The organism is Pseudomonas pisciculturae, assembly GCF_015461805.1.
Classification (GTDB): domain Bacteria; phylum Pseudomonadota; class Gammaproteobacteria; order Pseudomonadales; family Pseudomonadaceae; genus Aquipseudomonas; species Aquipseudomonas pisciculturae.
Genome location: NZ_JACVZE010000002.1, coordinates 87,883 through 114,265 on the forward strand (window position 1 = coordinate 87,883; position 26,383 = coordinate 114,265).

A 26,383-nucleotide genomic window follows, 5' to 3' on the forward strand; every position below is an offset into this window, starting at 1 on the left:
ACCATTTTTATATTTATCTGGAACAATCCAATAGTTTTTTGAGAACATCCCGTTCTCCGCTGTGACCGTACGACCAAAGTGGGTCGCTAAACGACGTATTTAGTCTAATTTTCACAACCGCAAGTCATCATGTAGTATGCCCAACCGTGCACTACATAATGAAAATCTAAAAAGCGCTTAAGCTGTGCAGAGTGAGGCAAGCAATGACTGAACACGTTCAAGTCGGTGGCCTGCAGGTCGCCAAAGTCCTGTTCGACTTCGTGAACAACGAAGCCATTCCCGGCACCGGCATTACTGCCGACCAGTTCTGGGCCGGTGCCGACAAGGTCATCCATGACCTGGCACCGAAGAACAAAGCCCTACTCGCCAAACGCGATGATTTCCAAGCGCGGATCGATACCTGGCACCAGACCCATGCCGGCCAGGCTCACGACCCGGTGGCCTACAAGGCCTTCCTGCAAGACATCGGATACCTGCTGCCAGAAGCCGCAGACTTCCAGGCCACGACCCAAAACGTCGACGACGAAATTGCCCGCATGGCCGGCCCACAGCTGGTCGTGCCGGTGATGAACGCCCGTTTTGCCCTCAACGCCTCGAATGCGCGCTGGGGCTCGCTGTATGACGCGCTGTATGGCACCGACGCCATCAGCGAAGCCGACGGTGCCGAAAAGGGCCAGGGCTACAACAAGGTTCGCGGCGACAAGGTGATTGCCTTCGCCCGCGCCTTCCTCGACGAAGCCGCGCCGCTCAGCGCCGGCAGCCATGTCGATTCCACTGGCTACAAGATCGTTGATGGCAAGCTGATCGTCAGCCTCAAGGGCGGCAGTAACAGTGGCCTGCGTGACGATGCGCAACTGATCGGTTTCCAAGGCCCTGCGGCCGAGCCGATTGCGATCCTGCTGAAAAACAACGGCCTGCACTTCGAAATCCAGATCGACGCGAGCACCCCGGTCGGCCAGACCGACGCCGCCGGCGTCAAAGACGTGCTGATGGAAGCCGCGCTCACCACCATCATGGACTGCGAAGACTCCGTCGCCGCCGTCGATGCCGATGACAAAGTGGTGATCTACCGCAACTGGCTCGGCCTGATGAAGGGCGACCTGGCCGAAGAAGTGGCCAAGGGCGGCAAGACCTTCACCCGCACCATGAACGCCGACCGCGCTTACACCGGCGTGGATGGCAATGACGTGACCTTGCACGGGCGTTCGCTGTTGTTCGTGCGTAACGTCGGTCACCTGATGACCATCGACGCGATCCTCGACAACGCCGGCAACGAAGTACCGGAAGGCATCCTCGACGGTCTGGTCACCAGCCTCGCCGCGACCCACAGCCTCAACGGCAACAACAGCCGCAAGAACAGCCGCACCGGTTCCGTGTACATCGTGAAGCCGAAGATGCACGGCCCGGAAGAAGCCGCGTTCACCAACGAGCTGTTCGGTCGCATCGAAGACGTGCTGAGCCTGCCGCGTAACACGCTGAAAGTCGGGATCATGGACGAGGAGCGCCGCACCACGGTCAACCTCAAGGCCTGCATCAAAGCGGCCAGCGAGCGCGTGGTGTTTATCAACACCGGCTTCCTCGACCGTACCGGCGACGAGATCCACACCTCCATGGAAGCCGGCGCGATGGTGCGCAAGGCAGCCATGAAGGCAGAAAAATGGATCGGCGCGTATGAGAACTGGAACGTCGATATCGGCCTGAGCACCGGCCTACAAGGCCGTGCGCAGATCGGCAAAGGCATGTGGGCCATGCCCGACCTGATGGCGGCGATGCTCGAACAGAAAATCGCCCACCCACTGGCCGGCGCCAACACCGCGTGGGTTCCGTCGCCGACGGCGGCTGCGCTGCATGCGCTGCACTACCACAAGGTCGACGTATTCGCCCGCCAGGCCGAGTTGGCCAAGCGCGAACGCGCTTCGGTGGACGACATCCTGACCATTCCTCTGGCCACCAATTCAGATTGGTCTGACGAAGAGATCCGCAACGAGCTGGACAACAACGCCCAGGGCATCCTTGGCTACGTTGTGCGCTGGATCGACCAGGGCGTCGGTTGCTCCAAAGTGCCAGACATCAACGATGTAGGCCTGATGGAAGACCGCGCCACCCTGCGCATCTCCAGCCAGCACATCGCCAACTGGCTGCGCCACGGCATCGTCAACGAAGCCCAAGTGCTGGAAAGCCTCAAGCGCATGGCGCCAGTGGTAGACCGTCAGAACGCCGGGGACAAGTTGTACCGCCCGCTGGCACCGAATTTCGACAGCAACATCGCGTTCCAGGCAGCGGTGGAGTTGGTGATTGAGGGCACCAAGCAGCCTAACGGCTATACCGAGCCGGTGTTGCACCGTCGGCGTCGAGAGTTCAAGGCCAAAAACGGCCTGTAAACAAGCGCTGCAAATAAAAAGGCCCTGATTGAGAAATCAGGGCCTTTTTTATCAAGGGTTGGAGCGGTCAGGAAAGATGTAATCGAACTCTCCCCAAAATCTAACCTGATCAGTGCCGCCTTTGCTGACCACTGCATCCGTTATCGTTCCTGTAATCGTGGCGATTTCATCATGCCCCGGTACCTGAAAATACAACTGAAACCTCTACAGTGCCTGATTGGGGGACTGTATAAGTGTCAAAGGTATTTAGGTAAAACGCGACGCTACGTAAATCTGTTAGAGAAAACTCATTGCGTCCCGCCTGAAGCTCGCCCGGGTAGTGCAAGGCCAAAGCTGTCTCCGTCCCCCCGACATCGGATATCAGTGTTCTAATCAGGCTATCGCCGATTCTGGGGTCCAAGAAGGTTTTCTGTTCTTCGTTAAAAGAATAGTGAATCGTTGCAGAGCCTTTTCCATTTTTAATCTTGGCATGTAGTTCGTTGAGCTCTTTTCTGATCAAGTTTCCGTTCGGCGAGTTCATAATGGGCCTCTTGCTCATGGGTGACGAAGCATTGGTCAACGTTTACGTGACCAGTAAATACTCCGCATCACGTCGCCGCTACTGTGAGAAATGACAGTACGAATGATTGATCGACCAACGGCCTTTATCGCGACCTTCTGATTCGAGAACTCAAAGCGATGAATGATCATGTGAATGAAAAAGCCCCGATCGAGAGATCGGGGCTTTTTCTTTGGGCTCTGTGGTGACTCTTAGGGACCCATCGGGGGCAAGCCCCCTCCCACATTTTGACCGCGGCGCCTATCTAATGTGGGAGGGGGCTTGCCCCCGATGAGGCCCTCAACGCTGCCACAAAATCAGGAAGCCATCCCCAGCTCGCGCTTCACCATCTTCGCCAACTTCACGCTATCAATCGGCTTGAGCAAAAAGTCCACCACACTCAAATGCATCGCATCGATCACATCGGGCGCTTCGGCGTCCCCGGACATGATGATGATCGGCAGCGCCGCCCGCGTGGAGCTGCGCACCTGGCGGATCAGTTCCAGGCCATTGCTGGGCGCCATGCGCAAATCGGTGATCAGCAAACCAATGGAGCTGCTGGACTTCAACAATTCCCACGCCGCCTTACCACTGTCGGCAGTCATGCAGCGAATACCGTCCAGCCCCAGGATTTCCGCCAGCAGTTCACGGGCGTCCTTGTCGTCGTCGACGATCAACACCCGTTGCGGCGGTAAATCAGGCTCCAGCATCACGGCGCTCAGCGCCTCGCGCTCGGCATCACTCAAAATATCGTGGTCGGACATACGGTTCTCAGCAGTTCTCATCAATCTCCCAGCACACTCGTCAGACATCTGCGGAAGGGCGAACAATGTGCACTTCGTCGGAAAGTTTGCCTAGTGGGCGTTCTACGGGGTTTGGACGATATTCATGTAAGGTTTTTCCCTAGGTATGTGGCCTTTGTATCGACCTAGACTTACGTCCAATGGGCACCCGCCGTGCGGGAGCCGACCATGAGGCACGATAACGACAAAAAAATGCGGTCACTGTTATGAGTAAAGCTGATGCCTTCGCCCAGGCGGGGAAAACTGCTGTGTTGCAGAATATCCACGGCACCTTGCAGTTCCTGCAACGTTTCCCGCCGTTCAACCAAATGGAAAACGCCCACCTGGCGTTTCTGGTTGAACAGTGCCAGCTGCGGTTCTTCGGCCCTGGCGACAGCATCCTCAAGCCATCAGGCGGGCCGGTGGAGCACTTTTACATCGTCAAGCAGGGCCGCGTTGTGGGCGAGCGGCCGGAATCATCAGAGACCACTTTCGAAATCACCACCGGTGAGTGCTTCCCCCTCGCGGCGCTATTGGGTGAGCGCGCCACCCGCACCGAGCATAAAGCTGCCGAAGACACCTTCTGCCTGCAATTGAACAAGCCGGCGTTTATCAAGTTGTTCGCCCTCTCCAGCCCATTTCGCGACTTCGCCCTGCGCGGCGTCAGCAGCCTGCTCGACCAAGTCAACCAGCAGGTGCAGCAAAAAGCCGTGGAAACCCTCGGCACCCAATACTCCCTGAACACCCGCCTGGGCGAATTGGCCATGCGCCACCCGGTCACCTGCAGCCCGCAAACGCCGTTGCGTGAAGCGGTCACGCTGATGCATGAGCAGCAGGTGGGCAGCATCGTGATCGTTGACGAGCACAAGGCGCCCCTGGGGATTTTCACCCTGCGCGATCTGCGCCAGGTGGTGGCCGATGGCACCAGTGATTTCAATCAGGCCATCGAAGGGCATATGACCCAGGCGCCGTTCTTTTTGAGCCCCGACCACAGCGCCTTCGACGCCGCGATTGCAATGACCGAACGGCATATCGCCCATGTGTGCCTGGTCAAGGAGCAGCGCCTGTGTGGCGTGGTGTCCGAGCGCGACTTGTTCTCGCTGCAACGCGTGGACCTGGTGCACCTGGCCCGAACCATCCGCAACGCGCCGAGGGTTGAAAACCTGGTGGCGATGCGCGGCGAAATCGGCCAACTGGTAGAGCGCATGCTTGCCCATGGCGCGTCCTCTACCCAGATCACCCACATCATTACGTTGCTCAACGACCACACCGTGTGCCGGGTGATCGAACTGACGCTCGCCGAAAAAGGCGACCCTGGCGTGCCGTTCAGTTGGTTGTGTTTTGGCAGCGAAGGCCGCCGCGAGCAGACGCTGTTTACCGACCAGGACAACGGCATCCTGTTTGACGCCAAGGACGCCGCCGACGCGGCAGCGATCCGTGCCCGGCTGTTGCCGCTGGCGCAGCAGATCAACCAAAGCCTGGCGCTGTGCGGGTTCAGCCTGTGCAAGGGCAACATCATGGCCGGCAACCCCGAACTGTGCCTGTCGCGGGCCGAATGGGCGCGACGTTTCGCGGCGTTTATCCGTGAGGCCACGCCCGAGAACCTGCTGGGTTCAAGTATCTATTTCGACCTGCGAGTGGTGTGGGGCGATGAGCGTGGCTGCGAGCAACTGCGCCAGGGCATTCTCGACCAGGTGGGGGACAACCGCCTGTTCCAGCGCATGCTGGCCGAGAACGCGTTGCGCCAGCGCCCGCCAGTAGGACGTTTCCGCGAGTTCGTGCTCACTCGTAAAGGTGGGGAAAAAGCCACGTTGGATCTCAAAGTGCAGGGCCTCACTCCGTTTGTCGACGGCGCACGCCTGCTGGCCCTGGCCAATGGCATTCACGCCAACAATACCTTGGAGCGCCTGCGCCAACTGGTGGTTAAGGAGGTCATTGAGCCCCTCGACGGCGCGGCCTATGAGGAGGCGTACCACTTTATCCAGCAAACCCGCATGCAGCAGCATCAGCTACAAACCCGCGAGAACCAGCCGTACTCCAACCGCGTCGACCCCGACAGCCTCAACCACCTGGACCGACGCATCCTGCGCGAATCCCTGCGCCAGGCCCAACGCCTGCAAAGCAGCCTGACGTTGCGGTATCAGCTGTGAGCTTGTTCAGTTGGTTGCGTGCGAAAAAACCCGGGCTCGACACCGAACAACAGCAGCGACTGGCGCAGTTGCCCAAACCCGCCGCGCTGGGGGACGGAGCTCTGCGCAGCCAGCGTTGGGTGGTGGTAGACCTTGAAACCAGTGGCCTGAACCTCAACCGCGACCAAGTGCTGTCCATCGGCGCGGTGGTGATTGAAGACGGCGCGGTGGATTTTTCACAGATGTTCGAGCGCACCCTGCAACGGGCTGAGACCAAGCTCAGCCCCAGTGTGCTGATCCACGGCCTGGGCCCCAGTGCCATCGCCGCCGGCAGCGACCCGGTGGAGGCGCTGCTGGACTTCATGGCCTTTGTCGGCGACAGCCCGTTGTTGGCGTTTCATGCGCCATTTGACCAACACATGCTGTGCCGGGCACTCAAGGACAGCCTGGGATATCGCCTGGCCCATCCGTTTCTCGATGTTGCAGAGATTGCCCCGCTGCTGTGCCCCGACGCACACATCCGTGAAGCCGGGCTGGACGACTGGATCAACCACTTCAAGCTGCACGTGGGCGAGCGCCACCACGCCAGCGCCGATGCCCTGGCCACGGCCGAGCTGATGCTGATCCTGTTTAGCCGCGCGCGCCAACAGCACATCGACACGCCGCAGGCGTTGCAAGAGCGTTTGAACCAATGGAAACGGCGCAAACAAGCGCCATCGTTTTAATCTCATCTCCCGACAAACGCCCATTGCGCCCACTCTGCGGCCCTGACACAATCGCGAATAATTCTCGTTAGTTTAAACCCCTTGTTTATTCGGTGATGCCTTGTCGTCGGTCCCAAACCCTCACAGTGAGCTGGTTGGCGCGTTGTATCGCGACCATCGTGGCTGGCTGTTGGGTTGGCTGCGGCGCAACGTTGCCTGCCCTAGCCGCGCCGAAGACCTGAGCCAGGACACCTTCATGCGCCTGCTGGGCCGTGACGAGTTGCGCGAACCTCGCGAGCCACGGGCGTTCCTGGTGGCTATCGCCAAGGGCCTGCTATTTGACTACTTCCGTCGCGCCGCGTTGGAGCAGGCCTACCTCACCGAGCTGATGCTGATCCCCGAAAGCGAACACCCCTCGCCCGAAGCGCAGCAACTGATCCTCGAAGACCTCAAGGCCATCGACCGCCTGCTCGGCAAGCTGTCGAGCAAGGCCCGCGCCGCCTTCCTCTATAACCGCCTCGACGGCATGGCCCACGCCGAAATCGCCCAACGCCTCGGCGTGTCAGTGCCCCGCGTGCGCCAATACCTGGCCCAAGGCATCCGCCAATGCTACATCGCCCTGTATGGCGAGCCGCAGTGAGCGTGGTCAGCTCCAAACCGGTCTCGTCCCGCGTGCTGGATGCGGCGATTGCCTGGCAACTGTCCCTCGACTCCGGCGATGGCAGTACTGTTGAGCAGGAAGAGTTCGACAAATGGCTGGCCAGCGATGAAGAGCACGCCCGCGCCTGGCGCCAGTTGGGCATGCTCGACCGGCGTTTCAGCATGGCCTGCGGCCCGGCGCGGGTGGCGTTGTTGCAGTCACGCGAAGGCATTCGCCAGCGGGTACGCAAGCTGGGCAGCGGTCTGGCGAGTATCGCCGTGGTCATTGGCCTGGCGTTGTTTGCTGGCGAGCGCGTTGTACCGATCCACTATTGGCTGGCCGACCAACGCACCGCCACCGGCGAGCAGCGCACGCTGAAACTGGCGGACGGCACGCTGATCAACCTCAACACCCACAGCGCCATCGACGTGCGGTTTGATGAAAAACGCCGACTGATTGTGTTGCAGGAAGGCGAGATCCTGGTCGAGACCGGCCATAACGATGCGCGGCCGTTCTACGTGCAAACCCGCGATGGCAGCCTGAGGGCGTTGGGCACGCGGTTTATCGTCAAGCGTGAAGACGACGCCACGCGCTTGAGCGTGTTGCAGTCGGCAGTGGGCGCCCAGCCTGAGTCGGTACAAAAAGAGCAGATCTTCAAGGAAGGCCAGCAAGTGCTGATGCGCAGCGACGGCCTGGGCCCTACGCTGGCCGTGACCCCGGCTACCGACGCCTGGACTCGCGGCATGCTGGTGGTGGACAACGCCCGCTTGGGGGATGTGGTTGCGGAGCTGGCGCGGTATCGCACCGGGCACCTGGGTGTGGAAAAGAATGTGGCGGACTTGCGCATTACCGGGAGTTTCCCGCTGCATGACACGACGTTGGCGTTGAATGCGTTGCTGCCGACGTTGCCGGTGAAGATCGAGCAACATACGCCGTGGTGGGTGACCGTAAGCGCCAAGCCTTGAGTTTTTTGGTGCCTGGGCGATTGCTTTCGCAGGCAAGCCAGCTCCCACCTTGAAATGCATTCCCCTGTGGGAGCCGGGCTTGCCCGCGATGAGGCCCTCAACCCCCCCCAAAAAAACCCCAGGCAAAAAATATTTCCACCCAGCCCTATCACTTTTCGATTCTCGCTCGGCACCTAGGCAATTGAGAAATATTTCCATTCAGGAGCCTCCCTATGTCCCGCACGCTAGACACCCTGTTGCGCCCCAGCCTGTTAGCCCTGGCCATCGCCCTCAGCGCCCCGCTGGCCAGTACTTCGCTGATCGCCGCCGAGCAAGCGTCCAGCGTGCGGGCCTACAACCTGCCGGCGGCGCCATTGGCCAGCACCCTGAACCAAATCGCCAGCCAAGCCGGCCTTGCGCTGACCCTTAACCCGGCGCTGGCCTCAGGCAAGACCTCGGCGCCGGTGCAGGGCCAGTTCGACCCACAGGGCGCACTGCGTGAAGCGTTGCGTGGCACAGGCCTGCAACTGGAGCAAAGCAGTGCCGGGACCTACACGCTGGTGGCCATTCCAGAAGGCGTGGTAGCACTGCCAGAAACCAACATCACCGGCCAAGGCAGCTACGAAAGCGCATGGGGCCCGGTTGACGGCTATGTGGCCACTCGCACCGCCGCTGGCACCAAGACCGATACGCCAATCGTCGAGGCGCCTCGCTCGATGTCTGTGGTCACCCGTGCACAAATGGAAGACCGTGGCGTGCAGAACCTCGACGACGCCGTACGTTATATGCCCGGTGTCATCGCCAGCAGCTACGGCAGCGATTCGCGCGCCGACTGGCTGCGGGTGCGTGGCTTCGAGCCGACCCAATTCCTCGACGGCCTGCCGCTGCCTAAAGGCTCCTACGCCAACCCGAAACAGGAAACCTGGAACCTGGACCGCGTGACACTGCTGCGCGGCCCTGCGTCCTCGGTCTACGGCCAGACCCCGCCGGGCGGCATGCTCGATATGGTCAGCCGTCGCCCACAAGCAGAGAGCAGCAATGCCGTGCGTGCCGAAGTCGGCAGCAACAACCGTAAGCAAATCAGCTTCGACAGCACCGGCAAGATCGACGATGAAGGCCAGTTTCTCTACCGTGTCGATGGCGTGGTGCGCGACAGCGGTACGCCTATCGATCACATCGAAGACAAGCGCTACAACATCGCGCCCAGCCTGACCTGGAACATCAACGACGACACCCACCTGACCCTGCTCTCGCAATTCACCCGCGACGACACAGGCATCAGCGGCCAGTTCCTGCCGTTGCAAGGCACCAAGCTGGGCTCGCCAGCCGGCAAGATTTCCCATCACAAGAACCTCGGCGAGCCGGACCAGGACTACTACGACCGCACCTACTACGCCCTGGGCTACGCCTTTGACCATCGCATCAACGATGTCTGGCAGTTCAAGCAAAACCTGCGCTACACCAAGAGCGAGCTGGCCTTCAACACCACCTATTCCAGCTACGGCGACACGGCCGTGGGCGCGGACGGCATGCTGGCGCGCATCTACGACAAAGTCGACGAAGACATCGCGCAACTGGCGGTAGACAACAACTTCCAGGCCGATTTCCAGACCGGCGCCCTGAGCCACACCCTGCTGCTGGGCCTGGACCACCAGCGCACTACCTCCGACTACCACTGGGTCGAAGGCAACGCGGCGAGCATCAACCCGAACAGCCCGATCTACAACCAGCCACGCCCGGCTGGCACGCCGATGACGTTCTACGATTACAACCAGAAGACCGTGCAGACCGGCCTGTATATCCAGGACCAGATCGCCCTGGACAACTGGCGCCTGACCCTGGGCGGGCGTGAAGATTGGATTCACACCGGCACTACGTTTTTCGACAAGAATGACGCCACAAACACCCAGCGCGACAAGGCGTTCAGCGGCAACGCCGGCCTGAGTTATGTGTTCGATTCGGGGGTCACCCCTTACATTTCCTACACCGAGTCGTTCCAGCCCACCGCTGGCGCCAGCGCCAGTGCGACCCAGTCGTTCAAACCCACCGAAGGCAAGCAGACCGAAGTCGGTGTGAAATACCAACCTGTTGGCAGCAAGACCCTGCTGACGGCTGCGGTGTTTGATTTGCGCCAACAAAATGTTTCGGTCACACAAAACAACGTCACCAGCCAGATCGGTGAAATCAGCGTGCGCGGCCTGGAGCTGGAAGCCACATCGGAGGTCACCGACAACCTGAAACTGGTGGGTTCCTACACCTACACCGACACCGAGATTCTCAAGGGTGACGACAAGGGCAACCGCATGAAGTTGGTGCCACGCAACCAGGCGTCGCTGTGGTCTGACTACACCTGGCATTCGGGCGTGCTGGACGGTTTTGGCATCGGCGCCGGCGTGCGTTATGTCGGCGACACCTACGGCAACACGGCCAATACGGCTAACGGCCACGTGGGCTCGTACACCGTGTATGACGCCGCCGTGCACTACGACTTGAGCCGACTGAATCCAGTGCTGGCCGGTGTTTCGGTAGACGTCACCGCCAAGAACATCTTCAACAAAGACTACCTGTCGACCTGCGACGGTGCCTGGTGCTATTACGGCGACGAGCGCAATGTCGTCGCAGCGGTGAACTACAAGTGGTAATACGCTGATCGCAGAAACCCAAGGGTCACGGCAGCGCCGTGGCCCTTTTGCATTTGGATGAACGATGAAAAGCAAAACCATCCGCCGCTGGTCCTTTATCCACACCTGGACCAGCCTGATCTGCACGGTGTTCCTGCTGCTGCTCGCCCTCACCGGCCTGCCGCTGGTGTTCCACCACGAGATCGACCACCTGCTGGGCAACGAGCCACAGTTGGCACAGATGCCCGCAGGCACGCCCCAACTCAACCTGGAGCAACTGGTGGCCAAGGCCCAGGCCCATCGCCCCGGCGAAGCCATGCAGTACCTGGCCTGGGACGAGGACGACCAGAACGGCGTGATCGCGATCATGGCCGCCACCGCTGGCACCGAGCCCAATGCATCCCACACCTTCATGCTCGATGCGCGCACCGGTGATGCGGTAGAGATGCCATCGGCCAATGGCGGCTTCACCCTGTTCCTGCTGCGTCTGCATGTGGATATGTTTGCCGGCCTGCCGGGCAAGTTGCTGCTGGCGTTCATGGGCATTCTGTTTGTGGTGGCGATTGTCTCGGGCACGGTGCTGTACCTGCCGTTCATGCGCCGCCTGAAATTCGCCACGGTGCGCCAGGACAAATCCACCCGCCTGCGTTGGCTCGACCTGCACAACCTGATCGGCGTGGTCACCCTCACCTGGGCCTTAGTGGTGGGCGTAACCGGCGTAATCAGCGCCTGCGCCGACCTGATCATCGCCGCCTGGCGCCAAGACAGCCTCAGCGCCATGATCGAGCCCTACAAACACGCGCCACCGCTGACCCAGCGCGCACCCGCCAGCGAGTTGCTGAGCATCGCCGCCAAAGCCGCACCCGGCATGCAGCCAGACTTCATTGCCTTCCCCGGCACGCGCTTTTCCAGCGAGCACCATTACGCGGTATTTATGAAGGGCAGCACTCACCTGACCTCGCACCTGCTCACGCCGGTACTGATCGACGCCAGCACCCTGGCCGTCACCGCCATCGCCGAACGGCCGTGGTACATGGACGCCATGGGCATGTCCCAGCCGCTGCACTTCGGTGATTACGGCGGCATGCCGATGAAGATTTTGTGGGCAGTACTGGATGTGCTGACCATCATCGTGCTGGGCAGCGGGGTTTACCTGTGGATCGTGAGGCGTAAAACATGAAGCCCCGTCAGTCGAGCTTCTGGAAGGTATTCGGGATTCCGCTGGGGATTGGTCTGCTTAGCGCCGCCGGGCTGTTTTCGGCGTTGCTGGGGGATGGGTGGTGGGATTCGTTGGGTTGGGTGGGGTTGGGGGTGCCGGCTGTCATTGGTGTATGGGGGTTGTTGCGGCGGCGGGCCTAATGGCCCTATCGGGGGCAAGCCCCCTCCCACATTTGACCGTGTGAACCCAAACAAATGTGGGAGCGGGCTTGCTCGCGAAGAGGCCTTCAAAAACACCTTCGATACCTCTAGGCTAGCCACTGCCCACATTGAGGAATGCCCATGTCCGCCCCCAGCATGACCTTGTTCCACAACCCGGCCTCCCCCTTCGTACGCAAAGTGCGCGTGCTGCTGATCGAGACGGGCCAGCAAGATCGCGTAACCCTGCAAGCCTGCGTTCCAACACCCGTTGCCCCGGACGCCGATGTGGTACAAGGCAACCCCGTGGGCAAGATCCCCGCCCTGCGCCTGGCCGACGGTTCGGTACTGCACGACAGCCGGGTGATCCTCGACTACTTCGACTACCAGCACGTCGGCAACCCGCTGATCCCCCGCGACGGCTCGGCCCGCTGGCGCCGCTTGACCCTGGCCTCGATGGCCGACGGCATCATGGATGCTGCCGTATTGGTGCGCTACGAAAGCGCCCTGCGCCCGGTGGAGAAACATTGGGACCAATGGCTCGACGAGCAGCGCAACAAGATCCGCCGCAGCCTCGCCGAGCTGGAAGCGGATGCGATTGCCGAGCTGACCAGCCACTTCGATATCGCCGCGATCAGCGTGGCGTGCGCCTTGGGTTACCTGGATTTCCGCCATCCGGATATGCAATGGCGGTTGGATAACCCGATGCTTGCGGCCTGGTATGCCGAGGTCAGCGGGCGCCCTTCGATGCAGCAGACCCAACCCCCGGTCTGAAAGTCACTGAAGTCCAATGTGGGAGGGGCGGTGCGACGATTCGACTTGCCCCCGATAGCGGACTGTCAGTTGATATCTCTATAGCTGATCCACCGCCATCGGGGGCAAGTCGAATCGTCGCACCGCCCCTCCCACATTGGCCGGCGATGTGGTTGAGATAGTCGACAAGACTGGCCTTCATCTGCTGATCCTCACGCAACCCAATCATTGCACCGCCTCCAGATCAAACTGCAACGGCTCCACCGTCTTGCGCTTGCCCACCCCATACCAGTCCAGTTTGCGCGTCAGTACCATCACCGTACCCAGCAAGCCAAACAGCAACAGTGAGCCCATCAGCAGCGCGTAATCCTCAGCACTCAACAACCCGTACAACAAGCCATACAACGCCGCCAACGCCGCCGAAAAGCCCAGGCCGTGGGTGATGCTGCGCAGCACATGGCATACGTAGAAACCGATCAACAACACACAGGCACCGGCAGAGATGAGGTAGGCCATGGCGAAGCCGATGTGCTCGGACAACGACAACAGCAGCAGGTAGAAAAACGCCAGGGCAAAGCCCACCAACGCATACTGGATCGGGTGCACGGCCAGGCTCTTGAGCACTTCGAACAGGAAGAAGCCGGCAAACGTCAGGGCGATGAACAACAGTGCGTATTTGATCGCGCGGTCGCTCTTGAGGTACTGGTCTACCGGGTCGATGAAGTTGACGCCGAAGCTGCGGTTGCTGAAGTCTTTGCAGCCCTGGCCGTTCAGGCAGCTTTGCAGGGCTTGTTCGAGGTTGGTGGAGAAGAAAGAGGTCTGCCAGTTGGCGGTAAAGCCCTGGTCGGTAATTTCACGCTGGGCCGGCAGGAAGTTGCCGATAAAGCTCGGATGCGGCCAGTTGGAGGCGAGCGAAACCTGGCTGATCTTACCCACCGGCACCACTTGCAGTTGTTCGGTGCCTTGCAGGCGCAGGTCGAACGCAAAATCCACGACATAGGGCTTCTTGATGTCCTGCTCAGGCAACGCCACGTGCACGCCCTCACCCAGCCAGTCCACTTGGGAGCCCGGCTCAAACTCCAGGCGTTGGCTGCCCAGCTCCAGTTTCAATGCGTTTTCGATGCCGCGAATATCGCTGATGCCCACCGCCAGGAATGCCGGCTCAAAGCGGTAATCGGCGAAGTCTTCGGTGATGCCCAATTGCGCAGGCAACTCGAACCGCCCGCTGATGCGGTTGTCGGCGTGGAACAGCCGCGCCTGGTAGATGCCTCGGGCACGCAGCTCGGTCTGCACTTTGCCGTCCAGCTCAAAATGGTCCGGCAGGAAATACAGGCGGCCGCGCTCTTCACGGGTTTCCTCGTAGCGCTTGTTGAGCTTTTCGTTGAGTTTCCACTCGCGCACGGTCTTGCGATACGGCACCACCATCACCGGGCCGGCGAGGCGCTGGCTGTAACTGGAGCTGCGGGCAATGTCGTCCAACACCTGATCACGCGTGAACTGGCGGTCGGCGATGATGCCGTTGATCATCAGCAATGGAATCAGCAACACCAGCATCAGCAGCGCAATCGCGCCGAGTTTGAAAAGCAGACTGCGGTTCATGGGGACTCTCCCTGTTTTGATGGGCAGAGTCTGGGCAGCCTGTGTGGGAGATTTATGTGGGTTGTGTGGAGACTGTGTGGAGATGCAGCACCACTTGCACGCCACCGGGTACGTTGCCGATCTGCAAGGCGCCGCCGTGCAGCTTCATCACTTCTTCGACAAAGTTAAGGCCCAGGCCCGTGCTTTTGCGCCCGCTGGCGGGGCGTGGCAGCGAATAGAAGCGTTCGCTCAGGCGCGGCAGCGCGTAGTCGGGAATCGCGGCGGCCTGGTTGAACAGGCTGACCTGCACGTCATTGCGTTGCGTCTGTGCACTGAACTTCAACAGGCCGCCGGGCGGTGTGAAATCCAGCGCATTTTCCAGCAGGTTGCCCAGGGCCTGGCGCAGCAGGAAGGGCTCGCCGTACACCTTCACATCAGCGGCAATCGCCTGCTCGACCTGCAAGCCGGCTCGTTCGATCCGAGCACATTGGCCCGTGAGCACAGCCTCGACCATCGCCGCCAGCGGGATGCTTGCCTGTTCTTCCAGGCCCTGACGCTGCTCCACTTGCGCCAGGTTCAGCAGGCGCTCGATCAGCTGTTGCAAGCGTGCGCTCTCGCTGTCGATGTTGCCGACAAAACGCTGCTGCTGCTCGCGACTCATGTCGCCCTGCAACAGCTCTGCCGCACCGCGAATCGCCGCCAGCGGGCTCTTCAATTCGTGGGTCAGGGTGTGCACGTAATGCTCGACGTAGGCCTTGCCTTCCAACTGCGTGCGCATGTGCTCTACAGCGGTGGATAACTGTTTGAGCTCGCCCCCACGGTAATGCGGCAACTCAGCACGCCGGCCTTCGCTGACCGCCTCGGCATAGGCCGTGAGCCGTCGCAGGGCCGCGCTCAGCCACCACGACAACAACGCACCGAGCAGCAGGCCCAAAATCACCAGACCGGCGCCGTACCACAGCAGGCGCCGCTCAGTGCGGTCCACATACGGCTGCAACGAGCTGTTGGGCTTGGCCACGGTGACCACGCCGATGATCTGGCCGTTGTCACGAATCGGCGCCCCTACGTGCATGACCGACGACGTGGCGTCATTCGTGTCGCTGCGAGTGGAGCGCGCGCCGTACTCGCCGCGCAGGGTCAGGTACACGTCGTTCCATTTGGAATAGTCCTGGCCCACCGCTTCGCCCATGGAGTCCAGTAACACGATGCCCTTGGCGTCGGTCACATAGATGCGGTGGTTGACCTGGTTTTTCGGCAGGCCCCAGATGGTCGCCCCCGGCTGGCGATTACCGTAAGCCTTGAGCAATTCGGGCCAGTGGCTTTGGCCGAGGGTGCCGTTCTTGACGTCCAGCCTTAAGACTTCAGCCAGCAGGTTGGCCGTATCCACCAGGGTTTCTTCGGTGGACTGGCGCACACCGGGGCGGATTTCCTTCATCACCGTACTGAGTACGAAGTAGCCGGTGAGGCCGATAAACAGCGCATACACCAGGAAGATCCGCAGCCCCAGGCGCATCAGCTGTTGCTCGGGCTGTAGCTGTAGCCGAGGCCGCGATGGGTCTGGATTGGTTCGGCGTCGGCCGCCACGCTGCGCAGTTTGCCACGCAGGCTTTTGATATGGCTGTCGATGTTGCGCTCGTAACCGGCATCGGCCGCCACGCCCACCGCGTCCAATAATTGCTCGCGACTGAACACCCGCTCGGGCTGTTCCAGCAGGCTTTGCAGCAGGCGGAATTCGTGTCGCGTCAGGCTCAGTGGCTGGCCGCGGTAGCTGATCTGCATACGCTCCTGATCCACCAGGAATACGGCGGGCGCCACACCGGGGCCAACCCGCTTGAGGATCGCCCGTACCCGCGCCGCCACTTCCCGTGGGCTGAACGGCTTGACCACATAATCATCGGCGCCGATCTCCAGCCCCACCACGCGGTCGATCTCGCCGTCCCTGGCACTGAGGAACATCACCGGCACTTCGCTGAAACGACGCAATTGCTTACAGGTTTCAAAGCCCGTGATGTCCGGTAGGCCAATGTCAAGGATGATCAGGTCAGCCGGGGTTTGGCGCTGATGGGCCAGCGCTTCCTGGCCCAGGCTCAACCAAGTGGTGGTGAAGCCTTCGCCTTGCAGGGCGAATACCAGCGTATCGGCGATGGCCGCTTCGTCTTCGACAATCAGGATGTGGGGCATGGGGCTCTGTCAGCAGTCCGGTTTGTCGGCAGTGTAACGACGGGCCGGGTTTACCGCAGCGCCAAATTCACGCAGGGCCTTGGCACCAATCAGCAACGGGTAGTTGAAGCTGCTGCGGTCGGTGAGGTTGACCTCGACCGTGCGCTTGACGTTACCCAGGCACATTTCCAGGTCGATCACCGGGCGCTTTGCCACGCTGGCTTCGTCCTTGTCGTCATCTTCGTCGGCGCGGCTTTTGATCTTACTGATGCGCGACACCTTGTGTTCGTAGACCTTGACGCCAGCATCCTTGCCGCCGAGGCGAAAGCGCACCCAGTCGTCGCCGTCACGGGTGAAGGTCTCGATATCACGGGCCGACAACGAAGCGGTCAGGGCGCCGGTGTCCATCTTGGCCTTGAAGGTTTCGCCGATCTCCGGCAGTTGGATGTATTCGTAGCGACCGTAAAGGGTCGGTTCGGCGGCCATGACGGGCAAGGCAACCAGGGCGAAGGCAGCAAGGATCAGTTTCACGAAGTCATTCCCTCGGAAAGAAGTAGGCGAATTCTAGACCGCAAAGGCCGTCTTTAGTTAGATGCTCTGGCGAATCGGGATTTGGCCTCGAGACTCACCTCTCTTATCATGACCCGCCCACACGATCTCAAGAGTTGCTTATGCGCCGCCTGCTCACCGGCTGTTTTGTGTCACTGCTGCTGTTGCTCAACACCCTGGTGCTGATCGGCCCGTTGATGGTGTTTGCCTTGCTCAAGCTGGTGGCCCCCGGCCGCTCGCGTGACTACATGTCGTGGGCCGTGATGTGGATCGCCGAGACCTGGGCCGAGATCGATAAACTCATCTTCGCCCTATGCATCCCCACCCAATGGGACATTCGCGGCGGCGACGACCTGCGCGGCGATACTTCTTATCTGGTGATCAGCAACCACCAATCCTGGGTGGACATCCCGGCGCTGATCCAGGCCCTCAACCGGCGTACGCCATTCTTCAAATTCTTCCTGAAAAAAGAACTGATCTGGGTGCCCTTCCTGGGCCTGGCCTGGTGGGCGTTGGATTACCCGTTCATGAAACGCTACACCAAGGCGTTCCTGGCCAAGCACCCGGAGCTGGCGGGCCAGGATTTGAAAATCACCAAACAGGCCTGCGAGCTGTTCAAGCGTCAGCCGGTGACGGTGGTCAATTACCTGGAAGGCACACGATTCAACGAAGCCAAGCGCAAGCAACAGGATTCGCCGTTTACCCGTTTGCTCAAGCCCAAGGCGGGCGGCGTGGCGTTTGTATTGGCGGCGATGGGCGAGCAGTTGGACGCGATCCTCGATGTGACCGTGGTTTATCCACAAGAGAAGATTCCGGGGTTCTGGGACTTGATCAGCGGCGCGGTGCCGAAAGTGATCATCGATATCCGCACTCGCGAACTGGACCCGGCGTTGTGGCAAGGGGATTACGAGAACGACCCGGCGTTTCGCCAGACCATCCAGAACTGGGTGAACCAGCTCTGGAACGAGAAGGATGCGCGCATCGCACAACTGCGCGCAGAGCGTACTTAGCTGCCGGTGCCCCAGGCCTGGGCCAGTTTGCCCAGTACAGAATCGCTGGCCCCCTGACCGCCCAGGTACTGCAGGATCACCGGCGCAAACTGGCCGATCATGCCGCTGTCCATGCCCAACGCGCTAAACGCCGTGTTGAGGTCATTGGTGCTCTTCACATTGCCCAGCAGGCCGTCCAGGCCGCTGGTCTTGCTGCCGCCGGTCTGGCCGAGCATGCCGCTCAAGGCACCGAGACTGCCCAAGGCATTGTTGCCCGACAACTGGTCCAGGCCCGGCACGCTGCTGCCCAATTGCGAATAGTCATTGCCGCTCAGCTTGTTTTTAGCCAGGCCCAACATGGCGCCGGTGCCGCCGACAGCCTGCTCGGGGGTGATGTTCAGTTGTGAGGTCAGTGCACTCAGCAAGCCGGCCGTCTCGGACGACGGTGCGGCGGCAGCGGCCTTGTTGTTGCCACCCTGCATGCCGGAAATGGCATTGGCCGCATCGCCAAGGCTGAAGCCTGCGGCAAACACCGGGCCGGCTGCCAGAGTCATCAGACAGGAAAGGGCGAAACCGCGTGAAATCTTCATTGAAACAACCTCTGGATATAGGTGCGAAAGCAGGCGTTTGACTGGGCATCCGGCACATTGTTCAAAACGGGTCGAGGAACCCAATGGCGGGGTTGCAGTCCATGCAATGAATGCAAAACTTGCCAGGACCAACCCGATGAGCGCCACCCGCCACGCCGTAATTGTGATTGAGCAAAAAAAACCATTCTGGAACCGCCCTCGCGTTTTTGTCGGCGTGTGCCTGGCCATCGTCGCAGGCGTGGGCGGCGCGCTGTACAACCAAGACAACGTCAAGTCTGCCGCCACGCTGGTGACCGTCACCCAGCAGCCAGCCGCGCAGTTGATGGCGCACAAGGACTATCTTGAAGTCGAACCGATTGCGACCGCCGCGCCAGAGCCGGATCGCAGCCTGGAGCTGTGGGCAATGCCTGAAGGCAAGGCACCGGTTTCATTGGGGCTGCTACCGGAGGACGGCAAAGGCATCATTGGCCTGAACCCGCGCCAGCAGGCCAGCATTCGCAAGCCGGTGGAGGTGATGGTGAGTTCGGAGCTCAAGGGTGGATCGCGGAGCAAGCAGCCGACAGGGCCGACGATTTATCAGGGAGCGTTGGCGGCTCGCTGAGTCACTTTACCCTGTCTTGAAGTGGAACCTTTTCCCTAAAGGCGATTGGAGAGGCACGTATTGCGAAGACCTGGACATTACCCAATGCTCATTTGCGCATCCGTGAAAAGCGCCGCCGAAGCCTTCCTACAGTGACCGTCCACACATTCACAACCCGCGCTCCAGGTTCTGGCGGAACTCATCCATCCGGACAGCCCACCCAAGGTGGCCCTCCTATTCACATTCAACGGGGAGGCTCAGCCACAAAACAAGGAGCTGTAACGATGATGATCGGATTGATACCCAATTTTTATGTTGCCTTCAGTGCAATCAACCATTTGCCTTCTCGTACGCAAGACGGGGCCTCACCGCCCCAGGCCAGCGGCATCGACCAATGCCCTGCGCCCCGCGATATCCAATCCAAACCCTACACAGACCCTGACCTCCCAGCGCCCTTTGGCGAGGGCTATCAATACAGCGCCACCGCCAACGGCAAAACGTGGGCAGGGCAAACGGCAGCAACCACAGATGACTATTTGGCCCCGGAACACGAGCTCAAGGCCGAGGAATTCAGTGAACGCAACGGTAAGTTTTTTTGCGATTACGGCGGCAAACGCCAGATCAAGAACGGTGAAGTGAGCGATCCCTATCTGCGCCTCTCAACCCTCAAGTAACCGATAAAAAATGGCGACCTCAGGGGTCGCCATTTTTTCAGTACTGCCCGCTATGCTGCACTGGACAGTTACGCTGCACTGAACAGTTTGTGCGGATCAATTACAAATTTCTTCGGCACGCCCGCATCGAACTCGCCATACCCACGTGGCGCATCGTCCAGGCTGATCACCTGCACGCCGACGATGTCAGCAATGTTGAGCCGGTCCCACATGATCGCCTGCATCAGTTGGCGGTTGTACTTCATCACCGGCGTTTGCCCGGTATGGAAGCTGTGGGATTTAGCCCAGCCCAAACCAAAGCGAATGCTCAGGCTGCCCATTTTCGCAGCGGCATCCACCGCACCCGGGTCTTCGGTGACGTACAGGCCAGGGATACCAATCTTGCCCGCCACGCGCACCACACCCATCAACGAGTTGAGCACAGTGGCCGGGGCTTCGGCCTTGACGCCATCATGGCCGTGGCCACGTGCTTCGAAGCCTACGCAGTCAACTGCGCAGTCCACTTCCGGCTCGCCCAGCAGCGCGGCGATCTGTTCGTGCAGCGGGGTGTCGGTGGACAGGTCGGCAATTTCAAAGCCCTGAGCTTTGGCGTGGGCCAGGCGGATCGGGTTAACGTCGCCGATGATCACCACCGCAGCGCCCAACAGGCGAGCGGAAGCGGCAGCGGCCAGGCCGACCGGGCCGGCGCCAGCGATATACACGGTGCTGCCTGGGCCAACGCCGGCCGTCACAGCGCCGTGGTAGCCGGTGGGCAGAATGTCGGAGAGGCAGGTCAGGTCACGGATTTTTTCCATGGCCTTGTCGCGGTCCGGCAGTTTCAGCAAGTTGAAGTCGGCATACGGCACCAGCACGTACTCGGCCTGGCCGCCGGTCCAGTCGCCCATGTCGACGTAGCCGTAGGCACCGCCCGGACGGGCCGGGTTGACGCTCAAGCACACACCGGTGTGTTGTTCTTTGCAAGAACGGCAGAGGCCGCAGGCGACGTTGAACGGTACCGAGACCAGGTCGCCGATTTTCAGGTTTTCGACGCCGCTGCCCATCTCGATCACTTCGCCGGTGATCTCGTGACCGAGCACCAGGCCGACCTGGGCAGTGGTGCGGCCGCGCACCATGTGTTGGTCGGAGCCGCAGATGTTGGTGGAGACCACGCGCAGGATGACGCCGTGCTCAATCTTCCTGCCACGGGGGTCCTGCATTTTGGGATAGTCGATTTTCTGTACTTCGACTTGGCCGTTGCCGAGATACACGACACCACGATTACCAGACATGCTTTCACCTCGCTGTTGTTTTTATGGAACAGCGTTGCCCTTGGATGGGCAGCGCGTTAAATGCTCGGGTACAGATGCTGTTTGTTGCTTTGTCCGTTAGGGCCTCATCGGGGGCAAGCCCCCTCCCACATTGGATAGGCGGCGCGATCAAAATGTGGGAGGGGGCTTGCCCCCGATGGCGTCAGTCAGAGCACCACAGTTCTATTGGCGTTGAGAAACACCCGCCGCTCAATGTGATACCCCACCGCCCGAGCCAGTGTCAGCCCTTCAATATCCCGCCCCTTGGCAATCAAGTCCTCGGGATAGTGGCTGTGATCCACCACCTCCACGCCCTGGGCGATGATCGGGCCTTCATCCAGATCGTTGTTGATGTAATGCGCCGTAGCGCCCACCAGTTTCACGCCCTTGTTGTACGCCTGATGATAAGGCTTGGCGCCCTTGAACCCAGGCAACAACGAGTGGTGAATGTTGATGGCTTTTCCATCAAGTTTGCGGCACAGCTCCGGCGACAACACTTGCATGTAGCGCGCAAGAATCACCAACTCCGCACCGGTGTCTTCCACCACTTGCCACACTTGACGCTCCTGGGACGGCTTGTCGTTGGGGTCGAGGGGGAAATGGTAGTAGGGAATCTGGTGCCAGTCGGCCAACGGCTTCAAATCAGGGTGGTTGGACACCACCGCGACCACGTCCATCGACAGCTGGCCGATACGCTGGCGGTACAGTAAATCGTTCAGACAGTGATCGGCCTTGGAGACCATGATCACCACTTTTGGCCGGTAGTTCGGCGCCGTCAGCTCGAAGATCATGCCAAAGGCTTCGCCGCGAGTGGCCAGGCCATCGCGGAAACCCTGCTCGTCAAAACCGTCGGGCTGGCGGAATTCCACGCGGATAAAAAACCGCCCGGAGAGCCGGTCATCGAACGAGTGATGCTCAGTGACGTAGCAACCCTGTTCGAACAGGTAGCGGGTGACCGCGTCCACCGTGCCGAGCACGCTGGGGCAGTCGGCGGTCAAAATCCATGTGTCAGGTGCGCGGCTCATAAGTGAATCCTCAGGCTTGGACGCTCAGGCCGAATTCGGCAGACGCATCCTGCAACCACAACCACCAGTAGTCCGAGAAGCTGCGACGAATCAGCAGCTCCCAGGTGTCTTCGGCGGTATGACGGATCACCAGTTGCGACTTCGCAAACACGGTGCCCACGGCCTTGCCCACCGGGAAGTTGTCGGGGTGCACGTCGTAACTGGTGGACTTCATCAGCACGTCGCGCACGTTCGGGCCGCCCAGTTCAAGGATCTGCTGGCCGCCGCTGACGTTGACGATCTGGATATGCAACTCACCCAGGGCGGCACGCAGGTTTTGCTCGGCGGCAAATTCTTCACCGCTTGGCACGATGAGCAACCACTCATCCGGGCCGAGCCATTGCAGGCTGGTTTCGCCTTTGATGATCACGCTCAAGGCGCCCGGCAGTTCGATGCCCAGGGCCTTGTGCACGCCGGCGGCGAACGCTGCATCGTGGCCGTCGCCACGAATGGTCAGGTGGCCCAGGAGTTTCTTTTCACGCACGGTCACGCCGGCGTTCTTGCGGCCCTTGCCGACCAGGCTGGCGAGGTCGGCATGGTGCAGCGACGACTCGGCCTTGGCGCCGGTGGTAGGGCGTTGTTGGTAAACATTGGCTGCTGTCATAAAGCACCTGTTCTGAATTCGGTGGTGTCTGTTCTGGCCTCATCGGGGGCAAGCCCCCTCCCACATTTTTGAATTGTGAATACATTCAAGTGTGGGAGCTGGCTTGCCTGCGATGCAGGCGACTCGGTCCATCAGATGTTCTGGCGATCGCCTTTCGGGTCAAAGAACACCGAAGACACAATCTCCGCCTCGATCACGCTGCCATCGGCCTGCGGTGAGAACACCCGCTCGCCAATGCGCTTCAAGCCGCCCTTCACCACACCCATGGCAAACGAATAGCCCAGGGAGTTATGCGCATAGCTTGAGGTGACGTGACCAACCATCTTCATCGGGATCGTCTGCTTCGGATCAAACACCAACTGCGCGCCTTCCGGCAGCCACACGTTCGGGTCAATCGGCTTCAAGCCCACCAACTGCTTACGCTCTTCACGCACGCAGTCTTCACGGTTCATGCCGCGCCAGCCGATCCACGAGAACGGTTTGGTGCGGCCAACGCACCAGCCCATGTTCAGGTCGTCCGGGGTCATCGAGCCGTCGGTGTCTTGGCCGACGATGATGAAGCCCTTCTCGGCCCGCAGCACGTGCATGGTTTCGGTGCCGTACGGGGTCAGGTTGTACTTCTTGCCGGCGTCGACGATTTTTTCCAGCACGCCCATGGCGTAGTCAGCCTGCACGTTGACTTCGTACGACAGCTCACCGGTAAACGAGATGCGGAACACACGGGCCGGTACGCCGCCCACCAAACCTTCTTTCCAGGTCATGAACGGGAAGCCGTCCTTGTCCAGGTCGATGTCGGTGACTTCTGCCAGCAGCTTGCGGCTGTTGGGGCCGGACAGGGTCATGGTCGCCCAGTGGTCAGTGACCGAGGTGAAGTACACCTTGAGGTCTGGCCATTCGGTCTGTTGGTAGATTTCCAGCCATTGCAGTACGCGAGCGGCGCCGCCAGTGGTGGTGGTCATCAGGAAGTGGTTGTCAGCGATGCAGGCGGTCACGCCGTCATCGAAGACCATGCCGTCTTCCTTGCACATCAGGCCGTAGCGCGCCTTGCCCACGTCGAGCTTGGTCCAGGCGTTGGAGTAGATGCGGTTGAGGAACTCACGCGCGTCCGGGCCCTGGATGTCGATCTTGCCGAGGGTGGAGGCGTCCAGCAGGCCGACGCTGTCGCGCACGGCCAGGCATTCGCGTTTCACGGCGGCGTGCAGGTCTTCACCGTTGCGCGGGAAGTACCACGGGCGTTTCCACTGGCCGACATCTTCAAACTCGGCGCCGTTCTTGACGTGCCAGGCTTGCAGGGCGGTGTAGCGTACCGGCTCGAAGATGTGCCCAACATGACGGCCCGCAATCGCGCCGAAGGTCACCGGCGTGTAGTTGGGGCGGAACATGGTGGTGCCCATCTGCGGGATGGTCACGTTCAGGGAGCGGGCGGCAATGGCCAGGCCGTTGACGTTACCCAGTTTGCCCTGGTCGGTGCCGAAGCCCAGCGCGGTGTAGCGTTTGACGTGTTCGACCGACTCAAACCCTTCGCGGGTTGCCAGCTCGATGGCGGCAGCAGTAACGTCGTTTTGCAGGTCGACAAATTGCTTTGGCGCCCGTGCGGTTGGTTTGTCGTGCGGCACTTGGTAGATCGCCAGGGTCGGCTCTTCCAGGCGGCTCAGGGCTTTGGGCAACGTGCCTTCCACCGGGGCAAAGCCGGCTTCGCTGGCCGCGCGTACGCCGCCTTCAAAACCGTCGGCCAGGGAATCGCCGAGGCCGTAGACGCCGTTGATACCACCGACGCACACGCGTTTTTGCGGTGCTTCGCCCGGTACAAAACCGAGGATGTCTTCACGCCACGTCGGCTTGCCGCCCAAGTGCGAGGCCAAGTGAACCACGGGGCTGTAGCCGCCGGAGCTGGCCACCAGGTCGCAATCCAGCCATTCGCCGGGGCTGCTGACTTTATGTGCTTTGACATCAATCGCGGCGATACGCGCAGCGGTCACACGCTTGGTGCCACGGGCTTCAACCACGGCGCTGCCGGTGAGGATGCGAATGCCTTTGGCGCGGGCTTCTTCCACCAGCGCGCCGCGTGGGTTGTGGCGTACATCGGCCACGGCAACCACTTGCAGGCCCGCATCCAACCAGTCCAGCGCAACGCGGTAGGCGTGGTCGTTGTTGGTGGACAACACCAGTTTTTTACCCGGTGCCACGCCGTAGCGGCGCACGTAGGTCGAAACCGCACCCGCCAGCATGTTGCCCGGCACATCGTTGTTGCCATACACCAGCGGGCGCTCGCACGCGCCGGTGGCCAAGACAACACGCTTGGCGCGCACACGGTGGATACGCTGACGCACCACACCAATCGGCGCACGGTCACCGAGGTGGTCGGTGAGACGCTCGTGAATGGTCAGGAAGTTGTGGTCGTGGTAGCCGTTGACGGTGGCGCGGGGCAGCAGCACCACGTCCGGCAGGGCCTTGAGTTCAGCGATAACGCTGGCGACCCATTCAGCGGCAGGCTTGCCGTCGAGGCTTTCACGGGAATCGAGCAAGGAGCCACCGAACTCTTCCTGCTCGTCAGCGATGATCACGCGGGCACCGCTGCGTGCAGCAGCCAATGCAGCGGCCAGGCCAGCAGGGCCGGCGCCAACCACCAGCACGTCGCAGTGACGGTTGAAGTTGTCGTAGGTGTCCGGGTCGTTCTCGGTCGGCGAGCGGCCAAGACCGGCGGCCTTACGAATGTACTTCTCGTAGGTCATCCAGAACGATTGCGGGTACATAAAGGTTTTGTAGTAGAAACCCGGCGGCATCAGCTTGCCGCCGACCTTGCCAAGAATACCCATCACGTCGGTGTTGACGTTCGGCCAGCCGTTGGTGCTGGTGGCGACCAGGCCTTGGTACAGCGCCTGTTGGGTGGCGCGCACGTTGGGGATCTGGGTGGCTTCGGTGGCACCGATCTGCAACACAGCGTTCGGCTCTTCGGCACCGGCGGCAAAGATGCCGCGAGGGCGGGAATACTTGAAGCTGCGGCCGATGATGTCGACGCCGTTGGCCAGCAGGGCTGCTGCCAATGTGTCGCCTTCAAAGCCTTTGTAAGTCTGGCCGTTGAAAGTAAACGTCAGCACTTTATTACGGTCGATCCGGCCACCGTTGGACAGGCGATTGGTCTGGCTCATACCTTCTCTCCAGCAGCCTTGGCGGTGAATTGCGGCTTCTCACCGATCTTGTAGGTTTCAAGAATTTCGTAGGTCACGGTGTCACGCGTCGCGTTGAAATACTGGCGGCAACCGGCGGCGTGAATCCACAGCTCGTGGTGCAGGCCGCGAGGGTTATCGCGGAAGAACATGTAGTCGCCCCACTGCTCATCGGTGCAGGCATTCGGGTCCAGCGGGCGCGGGATGTGCGCTTGGCCGGATGCGTGGAATTCCTCTTCGGAGCGCAGTTCGCCACAGTGAGGACAGAAGATATGCAACATAGGAAATTTCTCC

24 protein-coding genes are annotated in these 26,383 nt (G+C 60.7%); 12 read left to right on the forward strand and 12 right to left on the reverse strand.

Annotated features, from left to right (window positions below; translation table 11 throughout):
• The first annotated feature begins 203 nt into the window (after positions 1 to 203).
• The gene (locus ICY20_RS06055; RefSeq protein ID WP_194937134.1) at positions 204 to 2,381 is read left to right on the forward strand and encodes a malate synthase G; all 2,178 of its coding nucleotides are present in this window, start codon (positions 204 to 206) and stop codon (positions 2,379 to 2,381) included.
• 169 nt (positions 2,382 to 2,550) lie between these two features.
• On the opposite strand, the gene ICY20_RS06060 is transcribed toward ICY20_RS06055, so the two are convergent.
• On the reverse strand, positions 2,551 to 2,901 hold the full coding sequence (locus ICY20_RS06060; RefSeq protein WP_194937135.1) for a hypothetical protein: 351 nt from the start codon (positions 2,899 to 2,901) through the stop codon (positions 2,551 to 2,553).
• Positions 2,902 to 3,236: 335 nt separating this feature from the next.
• Positions 3,237 to 3,683 (reverse strand): response regulator, encoded by a 447-nt coding sequence (locus ICY20_RS06065; RefSeq protein ID WP_159961308.1) that lies wholly within the window; start codon positions 3,681 to 3,683, stop codon positions 3,237 to 3,239.
• Positions 3,684 to 3,928: 245 nt separating this feature from the next.
• On the opposite strand from ICY20_RS06065, the gene ICY20_RS06070 reads away from it, so the two are divergent.
• The 8 genes from ICY20_RS06070 to ICY20_RS06105 all read left to right on the forward strand — a co-directional run bounded on the left by ICY20_RS06070 (position 3,929) and on the right by ICY20_RS06105 (position 12,869).
• Entirely contained in the window at positions 3,929 to 5,851 is a 1,923-nt protein-coding gene (locus ICY20_RS06070; RefSeq protein WP_194937136.1) for a putative nucleotidyltransferase substrate binding domain-containing protein, read from the forward strand.
• On the forward strand, positions 5,848 to 6,555 hold the full coding sequence (locus ICY20_RS06075) for a 3'-5' exonuclease (protein WP_159961312.1): 708 nt from the start codon (positions 5,848 to 5,850) through the stop codon (positions 6,553 to 6,555). Before ICY20_RS06070 ends, ICY20_RS06075 begins: the two co-directional genes overlap by 4 nt.
• A 100-nt stretch (positions 6,556 to 6,655) precedes the next feature.
• Positions 6,656 to 7,174 (forward strand): RNA polymerase sigma factor, encoded by a 519-nt coding sequence (locus tag ICY20_RS06080; protein ID WP_159961314.1) that lies wholly within the window; start codon positions 6,656 to 6,658, stop codon positions 7,172 to 7,174.
• Positions 7,141 to 8,139 (forward strand): FecR domain-containing protein, encoded by a 999-nt coding sequence (locus tag ICY20_RS06085; protein WP_228758338.1) that lies wholly within the window; start codon positions 7,141 to 7,143, stop codon positions 8,137 to 8,139. The genes ICY20_RS06080 and ICY20_RS06085 overlap by 34 nt, the downstream gene beginning before the upstream one ends.
• Positions 8,140 to 8,351: 212 nt before the next feature.
• The gene (locus ICY20_RS06090; RefSeq protein WP_194937138.1) at positions 8,352 to 10,760 is read left to right on the forward strand and encodes a TonB-dependent siderophore receptor; all 2,409 of its coding nucleotides are present in this window, start codon (positions 8,352 to 8,354) and stop codon (positions 10,758 to 10,760) included.
• Between the two features lie 64 nt (positions 10,761 to 10,824).
• Positions 10,825 to 11,919 carry a PepSY-associated TM helix domain-containing protein gene (locus tag ICY20_RS06095; RefSeq protein ID WP_194937139.1) on the forward strand — a complete coding sequence of 365 codons (1,095 nt, stop codon included), beginning with the start codon at positions 10,825 to 10,827 and terminating at the stop codon, positions 11,917 to 11,919.
• Entirely contained in the window at positions 11,916 to 12,098 is a 183-nt protein-coding gene (locus ICY20_RS06100; protein ID WP_194937140.1) for a hypothetical protein, read from the forward strand. The genes ICY20_RS06095 and ICY20_RS06100 overlap by 4 nt, the downstream gene beginning before the upstream one ends.
• A 141-nt stretch (positions 12,099 to 12,239) precedes the next feature.
• A complete protein-coding gene (locus ICY20_RS06105; protein WP_194937141.1) occupies positions 12,240 to 12,869 on the forward strand; it encodes a glutathione S-transferase family protein in 630 nt (209 codons plus the stop codon).
• Positions 12,870 to 13,073: 204 nt separating this feature from the next.
• Here the strand turns inward: ICY20_RS06105 and creD are convergent, their stop codons facing one another.
• The 4 genes from creD to rloA2 are packed head-to-tail and all read right to left on the reverse strand — an operon-like array spanning position 13,074 to position 17,117.
• On the reverse strand, positions 13,074 to 14,447 hold the full coding sequence (gene creD, locus ICY20_RS06110) for a cell envelope integrity protein CreD (protein WP_194937142.1): 1,374 nt from the start codon (positions 14,445 to 14,447) through the stop codon (positions 13,074 to 13,076).
• A gap of 52 nt (positions 14,448 to 14,499) precedes the next feature.
• Positions 14,500 to 15,939 carry a two-component system sensor histidine kinase CreC gene (gene creC, locus ICY20_RS06115; RefSeq protein WP_194937143.1) on the reverse strand — a complete coding sequence of 480 codons (1,440 nt, stop codon included), beginning with the start codon at positions 15,937 to 15,939 and terminating at the stop codon, positions 14,500 to 14,502.
• Positions 15,939 to 16,607: a two-component system response regulator CreB gene (creB, locus tag ICY20_RS06120; RefSeq protein ID WP_194937144.1), complete on the reverse strand. Its 669-nt coding sequence runs from the start codon at positions 16,605 to 16,607 to the stop codon at positions 15,939 to 15,941. The genes creC and creB overlap by 1 nt, the downstream gene beginning before the upstream one ends.
• A gap of 9 nt (positions 16,608 to 16,616) precedes the next feature.
• Positions 16,617 to 17,117 (reverse strand): retropepsin-like aspartic peptidase RloA2, encoded by a 501-nt coding sequence (gene rloA2 / locus ICY20_RS06125; RefSeq protein ID WP_159963409.1) that lies wholly within the window; start codon positions 17,115 to 17,117, stop codon positions 16,617 to 16,619.
• Positions 17,118 to 17,257: 140 nt separating this feature from the next.
• On the opposite strand from rloA2, the gene ICY20_RS06130 reads away from it, so the two are divergent.
• Positions 17,258 to 18,145: an acyltransferase gene (locus tag ICY20_RS06130; RefSeq protein ID WP_194937145.1), complete on the forward strand. Its 888-nt coding sequence runs from the start codon at positions 17,258 to 17,260 to the stop codon at positions 18,143 to 18,145.
• On the opposite strand, the gene ICY20_RS06135 is transcribed toward ICY20_RS06130, so the two are convergent.
• Positions 18,142 to 18,714 carry a DUF2780 domain-containing protein gene (locus ICY20_RS06135; protein ID WP_159963411.1) on the reverse strand — a complete coding sequence of 191 codons (573 nt, stop codon included), beginning with the start codon at positions 18,712 to 18,714 and terminating at the stop codon, positions 18,142 to 18,144. The genes ICY20_RS06130 and ICY20_RS06135 overlap by 4 nt on opposite strands.
• Positions 18,715 to 18,850: 136 nt before the next feature.
• Here ICY20_RS06135 and ICY20_RS06140 point away from each other — a divergent pair, with 136 nt between their 5' ends.
• Together ICY20_RS06140 and ICY20_RS06145 are read left to right on the forward strand one after the other, a co-directional pair.
• Positions 18,851 to 19,315, forward strand: a complete 465-nt coding sequence (locus tag ICY20_RS06140; RefSeq protein ID WP_407692617.1) for an anti-sigma factor domain-containing protein — start codon at positions 18,851 to 18,853, stop codon at positions 19,313 to 19,315.
• A 263-nt stretch (positions 19,316 to 19,578) separates the two neighbouring features.
• A complete protein-coding gene (locus ICY20_RS06145) occupies positions 19,579 to 19,968 on the forward strand; it encodes a hypothetical protein (protein WP_228758339.1) in 390 nt (129 codons plus the stop codon).
• A 68-nt stretch (positions 19,969 to 20,036) separates the two neighbouring features.
• On the opposite strand, the gene fdhA is transcribed toward ICY20_RS06145, so the two are convergent.
• From fdhA to ICY20_RS06170, 5 genes are all read right to left on the reverse strand, one after another.
• Positions 20,037 to 21,236, reverse strand: a complete 1,200-nt coding sequence (gene fdhA / locus ICY20_RS06150; protein WP_159962995.1) for a formaldehyde dehydrogenase, glutathione-independent — start codon at positions 21,234 to 21,236, stop codon at positions 20,037 to 20,039.
• A gap of 185 nt (positions 21,237 to 21,421) precedes the next feature.
• Complete coding sequence (gene purU / locus ICY20_RS06155) at positions 21,422 to 22,279, reverse strand: formyltetrahydrofolate deformylase (protein ID WP_016977808.1); 858 nt, start codon at positions 22,277 to 22,279, stop codon at positions 21,422 to 21,424.
• A 10-nt stretch (positions 22,280 to 22,289) separates the two neighbouring features.
• A complete protein-coding gene (locus ICY20_RS06160) occupies positions 22,290 to 22,922 on the reverse strand; it encodes a sarcosine oxidase subunit gamma (RefSeq protein WP_194937147.1) in 633 nt (210 codons plus the stop codon).
• Positions 22,923 to 23,053: 131 nt separating this feature from the next.
• Positions 23,054 to 26,071 (reverse strand): sarcosine oxidase subunit alpha, encoded by a 3,018-nt coding sequence (locus tag ICY20_RS06165; RefSeq protein WP_194937148.1) that lies wholly within the window; start codon positions 26,069 to 26,071, stop codon positions 23,054 to 23,056.
• A complete protein-coding gene (locus ICY20_RS06170; protein WP_122735960.1) occupies positions 26,068 to 26,370 on the reverse strand; it encodes a sarcosine oxidase subunit delta in 303 nt (100 codons plus the stop codon). Before ICY20_RS06170 ends, ICY20_RS06165 begins: the two co-directional genes overlap by 4 nt.
• Positions 26,371 to 26,383 lie beyond the last annotated feature (13 nt).